11 protein-coding genes are annotated in these 11,572 nt (G+C 69.1%); 4 read left to right on the top strand and 7 right to left on the bottom strand.

All coding sequences use genetic code 11. The features are described 5' to 3' along the window. Positions 1-40 precede the first annotated feature (40 nt). The gene (locus tag ACIA5H_RS05145) at positions 41-259 is read left to right on the top strand and encodes an MbtH family protein (protein ID WP_355074840.1); all 219 of its coding nucleotides are present in this window, start codon (positions 41-43) and stop codon (positions 257-259) included. Between the two features lie 71 nt (positions 260-330). Here the strand turns inward: ACIA5H_RS05145 and ACIA5H_RS05140 are convergent, their stop codons facing one another. Further along, a complete protein-coding gene (locus ACIA5H_RS05140; protein WP_379250581.1) occupies positions 331-1,626 on the bottom strand; it encodes a helix-turn-helix domain-containing protein in 1,296 nt (431 codons plus the stop codon). 307 nt (positions 1,627-1,933) lie between these two features. On the opposite strand from ACIA5H_RS05140, the gene ACIA5H_RS05135 reads away from it, so the two are divergent. Together ACIA5H_RS05135 and ACIA5H_RS05130 are read left to right on the top strand one after the other, a co-directional pair. After that, complete coding sequence (locus ACIA5H_RS05135; protein ID WP_355074836.1) at positions 1,934-2,122, top strand: hypothetical protein; 189 nt, start codon at positions 1,934-1,936, stop codon at positions 2,120-2,122. Positions 2,123-2,128: 6 nt separating this feature from the next. After that, positions 2,129-2,395, top strand: a complete 267-nt coding sequence (locus ACIA5H_RS05130; protein ID WP_379250583.1) for a hypothetical protein — start codon at positions 2,129-2,131, stop codon at positions 2,393-2,395. A gap of 208 nt (positions 2,396-2,603) precedes the next feature. Here ACIA5H_RS05130 and ACIA5H_RS05125 read toward each other — a convergent pair whose 3' ends face one another. From ACIA5H_RS05125 to ACIA5H_RS05110, 4 genes are all read right to left on the bottom strand, one after another. Further along, a complete protein-coding gene (locus ACIA5H_RS05125) occupies positions 2,604-3,491 on the bottom strand; it encodes an aldo/keto reductase (RefSeq protein ID WP_397074052.1) in 888 nt (295 codons plus the stop codon). A gap of 494 nt (positions 3,492-3,985) precedes the next feature. Further along, on the bottom strand, positions 3,986-5,230 hold the full coding sequence (locus ACIA5H_RS05120) for a helix-turn-helix domain-containing protein (protein ID WP_355074828.1): 1,245 nt from the start codon (positions 5,228-5,230) through the stop codon (positions 3,986-3,988). A 149-nt stretch (positions 5,231-5,379) separates the two neighbouring features. After that, positions 5,380-6,621 carry a TetR/AcrR family transcriptional regulator gene (locus tag ACIA5H_RS05115; RefSeq protein WP_379250587.1) on the bottom strand — a complete coding sequence of 414 codons (1,242 nt, stop codon included), beginning with the start codon at positions 6,619-6,621 and terminating at the stop codon, positions 5,380-5,382. A gap of 278 nt (positions 6,622-6,899) precedes the next feature. Then, positions 6,900-8,246 carry a cytochrome P450 gene (locus ACIA5H_RS05110; RefSeq protein WP_397074049.1) on the bottom strand — a complete coding sequence of 449 codons (1,347 nt, stop codon included), beginning with the start codon at positions 8,244-8,246 and terminating at the stop codon, positions 6,900-6,902. A gap of 169 nt (positions 8,247-8,415) precedes the next feature. On the opposite strand from ACIA5H_RS05110, the gene ACIA5H_RS05105 reads away from it, so the two are divergent. Beyond that, positions 8,416-8,598 (top strand): hypothetical protein, encoded by a 183-nt coding sequence (locus ACIA5H_RS05105; protein WP_355074823.1) that lies wholly within the window; start codon positions 8,416-8,418, stop codon positions 8,596-8,598. Between the two features lie 133 nt (positions 8,599-8,731). On the opposite strand, the gene ACIA5H_RS05100 is transcribed toward ACIA5H_RS05105, so the two are convergent. Then, positions 8,732-10,681, bottom strand: a complete 1,950-nt coding sequence (locus ACIA5H_RS05100; RefSeq protein WP_397074047.1) for an acetoacetate--CoA ligase — start codon at positions 10,679-10,681, stop codon at positions 8,732-8,734. 31 nt (positions 10,682-10,712) lie between these two features. Then, complete coding sequence (locus ACIA5H_RS05095; RefSeq protein WP_397074045.1) at positions 10,713-11,525, bottom strand: HpcH/HpaI aldolase/citrate lyase family protein; 813 nt, start codon at positions 11,523-11,525, stop codon at positions 10,713-10,715. Positions 11,526-11,572: the final 47 nt, after the last annotated feature.

Raw genomic sequence — 11,572 nt, 5'->3', positions numbered from 1 at the left:
ACCCCCCAACCTGATCCGACCAGGAAGAAGGAAATCCGAAATGACCAATCCGTTCGACGACGACAACGCCAAGTTCTACGTCCTGATCAACCAAGAAGGCGAACATTCCCTATGGCCGGTCTTCGCCGCCGTTCCCGGCGGCTGGTCCATCGCCTACGGCGCCGCCAACCGCAAGTCCTGCCTCGAGTACGTCGAGACCCACTGGGTGGACATGCGTCCCAAGTCGCTCATCGAAGCCATGTCCACCGAGGCGAACTGACCACCTGAATACGCGGGGCGCGCCGGTCCACATCCCCCTGCCGACCGGTGCGCCCCGCCTCGTCTCCGGGCTCAGACCTCGGCGTGTGCCGCGTCGATCACCGCGTGCGCGTGCTGCCGCCATTCCGCGACGGCTCTGGTGCGCAGGCCGCCGAGCGCCGAGTCGAACTGTTTCGCGCGCTTGGTGACCGTGAGCCCCACGTAGGTGTGCGCGTTCGTGATGGCGCTGGTCGCCACCGCGCAGGCCTCCTCGACCTCGCCCGAGGCCAGCAGCGCCGTGGCGTGCTCGAAGCGGACCAAGGCGGGCTCCATGGTCTCCGACGGGTCGTACAACGCCATCGCGCGGGCGGCCGCCACGGCGGTCTCCTCGGCGCGGCCGAGCCGGGAATATCCGATCGCCTGATAAAAAGCGAGTTTCTCCGGGCGGAAAGAAAAAATACCGACCGAAAGGTCTTCGGACCCGACGTCTTCCAAAGCCGATGCCGATCGTGCGATACACCGCGCGAATTCATCGGCGTGCCCGAGACTGGCGTGCGCGCGCGCCGCCATTCCCCACAACCATGCGGCGGCCGGGCCGTAGGACGGATTTTCTTGCAAGCGGCCGTCGAGTAACTGCAAAACTTCCTTCGGTTTATCGCTATAGGTCGGCAAATACGCGAGTCCGGCCAGGGCGATGTCCTCCGAATAACGGTCGCCGATGTCCTGCGCGGCGTGGATCGCGGTGGCATACCACATGCGCGCCTGACCGAAATGCCCTTCGTTGAAGAGGATCTCGCCCACCACGTTCGCCAGCCGTCCGGCCGTGCGCACCAATCGGACCTGCTGATGGGTGGGCTGCCGTTCGCCGAGACAGCCACGTACCAGCCGGAATTGCTCGAGCCCCGTCTGCAACAGCTCGTGGGGCGGAACCTGCACCACCCGCGTGCCCAGGACCTCGGCCGACTGCTCCAGGAACGCCAGTCGCCGTTCGCTGATCGACCCCGCGTCGAGGGTTGCCAGCATCCGCTCCGGTTCGCTCGCCACCAGGTCCGCCGCCTGGCCTGCCATGCCCGCGCCGATGCAGGCCAGCAGTTCTCGCCTTCTCACGTCGTCTTCCTCGACTTCCTTGTCGAGCCCGATTTCCCTACCGAGCTTGGTGTGCCTTTCGGGCGCCGAATCGGCGCGTTCGTGGTCGGGGGCCGGCTCCTGGCGCGTGGTGATCGCGCGCTCGAATCGTTCGGCGACGACGGAATCGACGCCCGACAAGACCCTGTCCAGGAGACGCTGGCTAGCGGCGTGCATCCGGGTTGTCCGGCCGTTCTCCCACAGGACCACGGTGCGCGGTGTGACGCCCACCAGACGCGCGAATTCGTAACGGCTTCGCTTCATCGCCGTGCGAAGCGCATGTACAGCTTCGCCCGTCCAGTCGACCTCCACCATAGGTCTCTCTTCCTCGCTCCAGGCCGCTACAAACGGAAAGTACTCGCAATTACCGCATTCGGGTCTGTTATCTACCGAATCGCAACGCGCACTGTTGAATCGCACCCGGCATCGGGGGTCCGCCCAAACCCTGTCGAGGGCGCCCGTTGTCCGGAACCCGGCGCACGGTCCCGACACGGCCCGATCCATCCGTGTCGAGCGCGGCTCCGGCGGCGCCTTCTCGGTGCCGGGTGCACTGCGCTTATGGAGGTGAACGATGGACGTGTTGCACTCGGATGTCCGAGAGCTGTGGTTGATTCAGAGCCGCGACTGCTCGCAGGAACCGCTCGGCCTGACCTATGACCGCGCGCGGTTCCTGTGCGCCGTCCACGCCGGGCACGGCGCGCACTGCAGGCAATACCTAACCGCGTCGGCGTTCTGTTCCCGGCAGGCCGCCGACCAGTGAGCGGCCGTGAACCCGCTGCTGAGCATGCTCGGCGCGTGCACCTTGCTGGTGGCCGCGATCGTCGGCGTCGGCTCCTGCCTGCCGCACGGCGGCGCGGAGGACGCGCACCGACCGCCCGATGAGCCGTTCACCGTCGAGCAGGCGCACCGCGTGATGCAGGGCCACCGCCCCTGCCGCGCCGACGCCTGCCCCCGCAAACAAGCGGCCTTCCGCACCTTGGTCGCATCCGGCCGCGTCGTCCCCGACAACAGGGCCGACGGATACTCGCGCTGACCGACTGGCAGCGCAGCGAACTCGTTGCCGGCAGCGTGATCCGCCCGCCAACGACGTTCATCCCCTGCACGGGACTACGGCGAGGGAGCCCCGGCAGCGCCGAAGTCCTCGTACCCCGTACGACGGGGTACGAGGACTTCCCGGCGTCCGCTCACGCGTCGCGTTCGATCGGTCCTGCCGTGGGGCGCTCAGCCGACAGCAGCAACGGTCAGTTTCCGCTCGACGCGGTGGCGGCCGACAGCGCCTCGAATTCCTTGTCCGTCAGCTCGATTCGCGCGGCGGCGATGTTCTCCTCGACGTGCGCGACGCTGGAGGTGCCCGGTATCGGCAGCATGACCGGGGAGCGGCGCAGCAGCCAGGCCAGGGCGAGCTGGGCGGGGGTCGCGCCGTGCTCGGCGGAGATGGCGGCCAGCGGACCGCCGGGGGCGGCGAGTTCGCCCGTGGCGATGGGGAACCACGGGATGAAGCCGATGTTCTCCTGCTCGGCGTAGTTCAGCACGTCCTCGTCGGCGCGGTTGGCGAGGTTGTACAGGTTCTGCACCGAAACGATGGTGGCGAGTTCGCGCACCTGGCGCAGCTGTTCGACGGTCACCTGCGAGAGGCCGATGTGCCGGATCTTGCCCTCCCGCTGGAGCGCGACCAGCTCGCCGATCTGGTCGGCCAGCGGCACCTGCGAGTCGATGCGATGCAGCTGGTACAGATCGATCCGGTCGACGCCGAGATGGCGCAGGCTCAGTTCCGCTTGCTGGCGCAGGTATTCGGGCCGCGCGACCGGGCGCCACTCGTTCGGACCCTGCCGCGTGAGACCGGCCTTGGTGGCGATGACCAGGCCCTCCGGATACGGGTGCAGGGCCTTGCGGATCAGTTTCTCGCTGACGAACGGACCGTAGGAGTCGGCGGTATCGATGAAGTTCACGCCGAGCTCCACCGCCCGGCGCAGCACCCGTACCGCCTCGTCCGGGTCCTTGGGGTCACCCCAGACGCCGGGGCCGGTCAACTGCATCGCGCCGTATCCCAGCCGATGCACCGGAAGATCGCCGCCGATGGCGAAGGTTCCGGATGCCGCGGCGGGCTGCGCGTCGAGATCTGTGCTCATGAGAATCTTCTTTCCGAAGTCGGAGACTGCGCCGATGCCCTGCGAATGTCGCGCCGGGACCGGACGCGGGCCTTTCTACCGCAACAGCATCGCCCCGAGGCCGATTCCGCCCCGGCGTTCGCCGGTGGCGAAAACCGGCCGTGCCCTCGAACTGGCCCAGGGCCCGCGCCCGATGTTCGGCCTATCGGCAACGCCCACGTAGTCGGCACGGATCCCACCGTACTCGGACTCGGGAATCGAGCACCCCGAGCGACCAGCCCCCGAACGAAAGCTTCCGCCACGATTCCGCCGGTACCACGCGCGCCGACTCCCGCGCTTGGCCGACTCGGCGATACTCGTGCCATCGAGTGGCGCCTCGCTGCGGTGGCCACACACGATTCGCCGCGGCCGTGTGCCCTCTCGCGAACGAAGGCGTCGAGCGGGTTCGCCGGTCGGTCGGCCGCCGTTACCGGACCGACGGTGCGCTGTCGCCCACGTCCGTGGGCCATCCCGCGCTACGGCGTCAGGTGGCCGAAGAGGATCGCCTGCATCAGGCGCACCACGCGCCGGGGGGAGCAGGCCGGGTCGGTGGAGCCGAAGCGTTCGCCCAGGTCGACGACCAGGGCGAAGGCGGCGTGCACCAGCAGCCGCGCCTCGGCGGCGGACAACTCGGGTCGCACGCCGCCCAGCAGTTTGGCCCATTCCTCCACGTTGAGTCGCTGGATGTTGCGCAGCACCGTGCGCTCCTCCGGCGGCACGTTGCTGATTTCGGCGTAGTAGACGAAGGTCAGCTCGCGCTCGGCGAACGAGCCGGCCACATACAACTCGATCAGGGTGTCGAGCGCTTGCTGGGGCGTCTCGGCCGCGGAGACGGCAGGCCCGATGGCGGCCGACACCCGATCCGCCGCCCGGCGGAACGCCGCCGTGAGGATGTCGCCCTTGCCGCGGTAGAACCGGTACACCGCCGAGGATGCGGGCAGTCCGGCGGCGTTGGCGATGTCCTCCACGCTGACGTTCGGGTACCCGCGCTGATGGAACAGCTCCACTGCGCGCGTCAGCAGCAATTCGTGTTTGAAGGTGAGCGGGATCTCGGTCGCGGTGAAGTTCTCGGCCTCGGCGCTGCCGGGCGGCGGCAGCTCGCACGCGGCGAGTGCGTGGCAGGCCGCGGTGAGCCGCGCGGTGAGCGTCCGCACCGGGATCGACACATGGTGATCACCGATGCTGCTGAGCACGCTCAGTTCCGCCGCGGCCAGCACGGCGCGATCGGCCTTCGACAGCGCGGGCCTGGTCTCGGCGAGCAGTGCGGTGAGCGTCGCGTTCACGCCCGCGAGCTGATCGGCCAGCGTGTCCGCGTCGTCTTCCTCCAAGTAGCGCCGCTGCCAGCGCAACAGCGCCGCGCTGCGCCGGTTGACGATGGCGGCCTCGATCAAGGCGTCGAGCACCCGCGCGAGCCGTTGCTCGGCGGACAGGTCCGTGGCTTCGGGCAGCCGGACCGCTTCGGCGCTGACCGCGCCCAACCGCAACACTTCCTCGCGGAACAGCGCGTATTTGCTCGGATAGTGGCGATACAGCGCCGCGGAGCTGATGTCGAGCCGAGAGGCGATGTCGTCCATGCTGACGCCGTGGTAGCCGAGCGCGCCGAACGCCTCGGCCGACGCCGCCGCGATCTGGGCGCGGCGGTCACGTGGTCGGCGCCGGATCACGCGTGCCGGTGTCCCGTCGGCCGCCTTGTCCGCGGCATGGCGGTCCTGGGCACCCATGCCGCGATGGTAGCCCAACACAACGTTCGGTACAGCAACGCTACCCGGTCCCGGGAAGAAATGAACGGTAGATCACAAAAATCTGGTGGTCCGCCTTCAATGTCGCACAATGCGCCGATCGAAACGAGAATCGCTGCTAACTTATCTGACTATCGCGCGGGCCGTCCGAAGAGCACCAGCTGCATCAGCAGGCGCACCCGGTCCTGGGCGGCCAGCGGTTCGTTGCCGAAGGCGCGGCCCAGGTCGACGACCACCGCGAAAGCCGCGTGGACGAGGATGCGCGCCTCCGCCGGAGCGAGCTCCGGACGCACCTCGCGCAGCAGCCGGGCCCACTCCTCGACGCTGAGTCGCTGGATATTGCGCAGCACCGTGCGGTCCTCGGTGGGGACATGCTGGAACTCGGTGTAGTACACGAAGGTGAGGGCGCGTTCGGCGAACGATCCGGCGACGTATTGCGTGATCAACGCGGTGAGCGCGTCCTCGGAATCACCGGCCGCCGCCACGGCCGGGCCGACGGCGCCGGAAACCCGTTCGGCGGCACGGCGGAACGCGGCGGCCAGGATGTCGCTCTTGCCGCGGTAGAAGCGATACACCGCCGAGGCCGCCGAAAGCCCTGCGGCGGTGGCGATGTCCTCCACGCTGACGTTGGGGTAGCCGCGTTCGTGGAACAGCTCGACCGCTTTGCGCAGCAGCAGTTCGTGTTTGAACGAATCCGGAATCTCCACGACCGCGACCGGCTCGACCGCGCGCGTCGCGGGCAGCTTCGCGTGGGCGACCGACCAGCACGCCGAATGCAGCAGGCGGGCAAGGGGTTTCGCCGGGAGAGCGGCGTGATGGTCGGCGATGCTGGTGATCGTGCTGAGCAAGGCGGCGCGCAGCACGCGCACGTCCTCCTCGATGAGTTCCGGGCGCAGCGCGGCCAGCTGGCTGCCCAGCGCGCCGAGTACCGTGGCCTGCTGGTCGTTGAGCGTGGTCTGGTCGTCGGGCTCGAGGTATCTGACTTCCCAGCGCACCAGCGTGACGGTGGGGCGGTTGTCGATGGTGACCGCGATGAGCGCGTCGAGCACGTGCCGCAGCCGCTGTTCGGCGGGCCAGTCGGCCGCCTCATCGGGCAGCTCGACCGATTCGGTCATCGCCTGGCCGACGCGCAGCAGTTCTTCCCGGAACAGCGCGTATTTGCTCGGGTAGTGGCGGTACAGCGCCGCTGAGCTGATGCCGAGCCCGGAGGCGATGTCGTCCATGCTGACGCCGTGGTAGCCGAGCGCGCCGAACGCGGCGGCCGACGCGGCGGCGATCTGGGCACGGCGGTTCTTCGGTCTGCGCCGGATCTCGCGAGGTGCCGAGTCGCCGCTGCTCGCCTTCCGCGCCGTACGGCGATTGTCGACACTCATGACGAACATCGTAACGACCTGGCCGTATGGCCGGGCTGGCCGTGCCACGGGATACGGCTCCCGGGGATGAGCGGCCCCCGGGAGCTGTACCTGTTCTCCGGTGCGCGCCGGCATGCGACAAGGCGGGATGTGCGCGCCGGTGCGTCCGGAAGTCGACAGCCGGACTCGGCCGAAGCGCGGGGCACCATGCGCGCCGTGCCGAGACTAGCTGTCGAACAGAGACAAACTTACACGAATATAATTCCAGTACAAGAGCTGATCGAACACAGAATCATTGTTCACATACTGGTTGACCGCCGGTCGACCACCACCCGCGCTCGGCCGCGCGGCACCGTGGTGATGTTGCGGATCTTGCCGCGCTCGGGCGCGCTGCCCGCCGGGAGCGAAAGGGTGTCGCGGACGAGGATTTCGCGCAGCACTGTGGTGCCCTCGAGCAGTGAGAACCCCGCGCCGATGCATCGCCGCACACCGCCGCCGAACGGCAGCCAGGTGTTCGGCGCCACTTCGCCGTCGAGGAAGCGGGCCGGGCGGAACACGGCGACGTCGGGGTAGGCCTCGGTACGGCGGTGTGCGAGGACGATCGACGTGGCGACCACGGTGCCCGCGGGCAGCCGCTGTCCGCCGATCGTCATGTCCCTGGTCAGTTTTCGATTGGTGCCGGAGATGACGGTGTGCAACCGCATGGCCTCCTTGAGCACCGCGTCCAGGTATCGGTCGTCGCCGGTGCGCGCGGCCTCCGAGGCCTGCCGCTGGATCTCGGGGGCGGCGGCGAGTTCGTAGAGTGCCCAGGACAGCGCCGAGGCGGTGGTCTCGTGCCCGGCCAGCAGCAGCGTGATGAGCTGGTCGCGCAGTTCGGCATCGGTGAGCGGCGCGTCGCCGTCGCCCGCGCCGACCTCGAGCAGGCGTGACAGCACGTCGGTGCGCCCGGCCAGATCGGTCGCCCGCCGCCGCTCGGCGATCTCCGCGTAGAGCAAGGCGTCCACCGCGGCCAGGTTCTCGGCGAAGCTCTTCCACGGGCCGACCCGCCGCAATCGGTCGCTCTTCAAACCCAGGAAGACCAGCGGATTCAGGTGGACGATCCGATTCAGGCGCGGGTTCAGCTCGGCCCTGGTCCGCTCGTCGGTGACGCCGAAGACCACCCGCGTGATCACCTCGAGGGTGAGCGCGTTCATCCGGTCCAGCATGCGCACGGTGGATCCGGGCGCCCAACCGCCGATCTCCGCGGCCGCGATCTCGGAGATCAGCGCTCGGTAGCCGCGCAGCGCGGCGCCGTTGAACGCGGGCATGAGCAGCCTGCGCGCCCGCGCGTGCTCGGCCTCGTCGGTCAGCAGCAGCGAGTGCGGGCCCATGATCGCACCGAGGATCTGGTTGCCCTCGCCCGCGTGCAGGTCGTGCGGATCGCCCGCGAAGATCTCCTTGATGTGCTCGGGGCGGGAGTACACCACGACGCGGTCGGCGAACGGCGGGATCCGCAGGGTGAAGACGTCACCGTAGCGGCGCGCCATCGCGGTGAGGAACCGGGCCCGGTCCCGCTGGAACAACGCGCTCTGCACGAGCGGCGGCAGCGCGGGCCCAGGCGGAAAACCCGCGGGCTCCGTGCGTTCTCGGACGTCCTGTGCGGCCACGATGCCACCTCCACGCGCATGTCGAACCGGCTGTCGCCTCCACGCTAGGAGAAACCCGGACGCCGGTCCATGCCCGATGCCCGCCGCTCGCGTACCCCGGCTCACCATCCAATACTCCGTTTGTCCGAAACCGTCTGTACCGGTGCGTCTTTCTGGTAAGGAGTTCGTCATGGCGTTGGCTTTGCGCCCGGTGGACCCCATCCCGGTGCTCGGCGCCGTGGTCGCCGCGGTACGGCGGATCACGGCGCGCTATCGGCTCACCCCGCAGGAGAAGCGCAACCTGGAAGCCGCCCGCGGCGCGCGGGCGGCGGTCTTCACCGCGTCCATCGGCGGGCGCGGCTACCACCGATAAAATTCTGCGCCGCAGCCGAACTCGCGACGCACACAGCCGCGCCCGTTCTGGATCGCGGCGCCCGATTCGCGCGCTCCCGGCACTGCGTCCGGCAACTGATCGGGATCGGCCGCAGCCGAAGTCGGGAGCGCCCTCAGCCGCGCCCGCCGGGCCGGATCGTGCCGTACCAGTCGAGCAGGTCCGGGTTGTCCACGGCGCTGCGTTCGACGACGCGGGTCGGGTCGGCGCCCTGGAACAGCTTCTTGATCGGTACCTCGAGCTTCTTCCCGGTGCGGGTGTGCGGGATGCCGGGGGCCAGGATGATCTCGTCGGGCACGTGTCGGGGGGATACCTCGGTGCGGATGGTGCTGTTGACGCGCGCTTTCAGCTCGTCGGTGAGTTCCGCGCCGGGCGCGAGGGTCACGAACAGCGGCATCCAGTATCCGCCGTCGGGCTGCTCGGCGCCGATCACCAGCGCTTCGGCGATCTCCGGGAGCCGTTCGACGGATTGGTAGATGTCGGCGCTGCCCATCCGGATGCCGTGCCGGTTGAGCGTGGAGTCCGACCGCCCGTGCACGACCACGCTGTGGTGGTCGGTGATGGTGATCCAGTCGCCGTGCCGCCACACGCCGGGGAACATGTCGAAATACGCGTCGTGATAACGCTTCCCGTCCTCGTCGCGCCAGAAGGAGACCGGCATGGACGGCATCGGCGCGGTGACGACGAGCTCGCCGACTTCGCCGCGCACCGGCTGCCCCGCCGGGTCGTAGGCATCCAGCGCGACGCCGAGGAAGGGCGCCGACAGCTCACCCGGCCACACGGGCACGGTGCGCGCGCCCCCGATGAACGCGGACACCACGTCGGTGCCGCCGCTGATCGAGGACACCTGGACGTGCTCGCCGACGTTCTCGCCCAGCCACAGCGCCGAGGAGGTGGGCAGCGAGGAGCCGGTGATGCCGACGGTGCGCAGGGCCGACAGGTCGTGCTCGGTGCGCGGCACCGAGCCAGCTTTGATGCAGGCCAGCACATAGCCGGGGCTGGCGCCGAGCACGGTGGCGCCGACCTCGGCGGCGATCCGCCACAGCGCGTCGGGGGTCGGAGCGGTAGGGCTGCCGTCGTAGGTGACGATGGTCGCCCCGGCCAGCAGGCCCGCGATCTGGAAGTTCCACATCATCCAGCTCGGGCTGGTGTACCAGAAGAAGGTGTCCTCGGGTCCGATGTCGGATTGCAGGGCAACAGCTTTGAGGTGTTCGAGCAGCACGCCGCCGTGGCCGTGCACGATGCCCTTGGGCAGGCCGGTGGTGCCGGAGGAGAACACGATCCACAGCGGATGGTCGAAATCCACCGACTCCGTGGTGATCACCGGAGGCAGCCCGTCGGTGGTGGTCACCGCCTCGTCCCACGAGGTCGCGTCCGGCACGTCCAGCCCGAGCTGGGAGACCGCGATCGTGCCGTTCAGCGAGTCCAGGCCGGCACGCAACGCGGCGATGTCGTCGCGCTTGTCGTGCGCCTTGCCGCCGAAGCGGTAGCCGTCGGCGGTGACCAGGACAGTCGGCTCCAATTGCCCGAGACGGTCCAGCGCGGCTTTCGGCGAGTAGTCCTGTCCGCAGGCGCTCCAGATCGCGCCGATGCTCGCGGTGGCCAGGAACGCGATCACCGCTTCCGGGATGTTCGGCAGATACCCGGCCACCCGGTCGCCGGGCCGCACACCCAGCGACCGCAGCGTCTGTGCGAAAGCGGCGGTGTGGTCGATCAATTCGGCCCAGGACACCTCGCGGATCGGAGCGTCCTCACTGACCGCCTTGATCGCGGGCCGGTCGGTGCGCAGCTGCCGGATCACCTGGTCCACATAGTTCAACCGGGTGCCGGGGAACCACTGCGCGCCTGGCATCTCCGCGCTCGCCAACACTTCGCCCGCGATGTCACCGAGCTCGAAGTAGTCCCAGACCGCGTGCCAGAACCCGGCGAGATCGTCGACCGACCACTGCCACAGCGCGTGATAGTCGGTCGCGTGCACACCGGTGCGTTCCGCGACGAATCGGGCGAAGTCGGTGATCCTCGCCTCGGCGATGTCTTCTTCGGTCGGCACCCATTGTGGTTGCATCGCGGTCCTCTCGACTGGGGAAACTCTGCGTTCAGGCGCGGTCGGCGCGCCGCACGATCTGCTCGGCGTGCCGGAACACGGGGCCATCGACCATCCTGCCCTCGAAGGCGAAGACGCCGCGGTGGTTCGGCGCTTCGGCCAGCACTCGGCGGGCCCAATCGATCTGCTCCTCGGACGGCGCGTAGGCGGCCCGCAGCACCGGCACCTGGCTGGGGTGGATCGCGACCTTGGCGTCGAATCCGACCGCGACCGCGTCCTCGGCCTCTGCTCGCAGGCCGTCCAGATCGCGGATGTCCAGATACACCGAGTCCAGCGCGAACTTGCCGTACGCCTTGGCGGCCAGCAGCGCGCGGGAGCGGACGTGTCGCGCCACGTCGCGGTAGCTGCCGTCGGCGTGCCTGCTCGCGGTGCCGCCGAGCCCGGCCACCAGGTCCTCCGCGCCCCACATGACGCCGATCGCGTTGGCCGCCGTCATCGCCTCGCCGACCGTCAGCGCGCCGAGCGGCGACTCGATCAGCGCGATCACCTCGTAGTCCGGCAGGGCTGTGATGTCTTCGGCGGATTCGCATTTCGGCAGCATGAGCCTGCGGTAGGCGGTGTCGGCGAGCGCCGCCAGATCGAGCGCGTGGTCCTCGGTACCCGCCGCGTTGACGCGCACCACCGTGGTCGCCGGATCGAGCGGTGTATCCAGCAGCGCCTTGCGCGCCGCCGCTTTGTCGTGCGCGGCAACGCCGTCCTCGAGGTCGAGAATCACGACGTCGGCCGCAGCCGCCGCCTTCGCGAAGCGCTCGGGACGATCGGCCGGGCAGAACAACCAGGCCGGACCTGCCATCTGCCAATTCATGCGGCATCGCCTCCGGCATGAGCGCGACCCTGCCGACTCCGGGCCGA

Source organism: Nocardia sp. NPDC051900, assembly GCF_044452545.1.
GTDB classification, from domain to species: Bacteria; Actinomycetota; Actinomycetes; order Mycobacteriales; family Mycobacteriaceae; genus Nocardia; species Nocardia sichangensis.
This window is presented reverse-complemented; position numbering and strand designations above follow the sequence as displayed.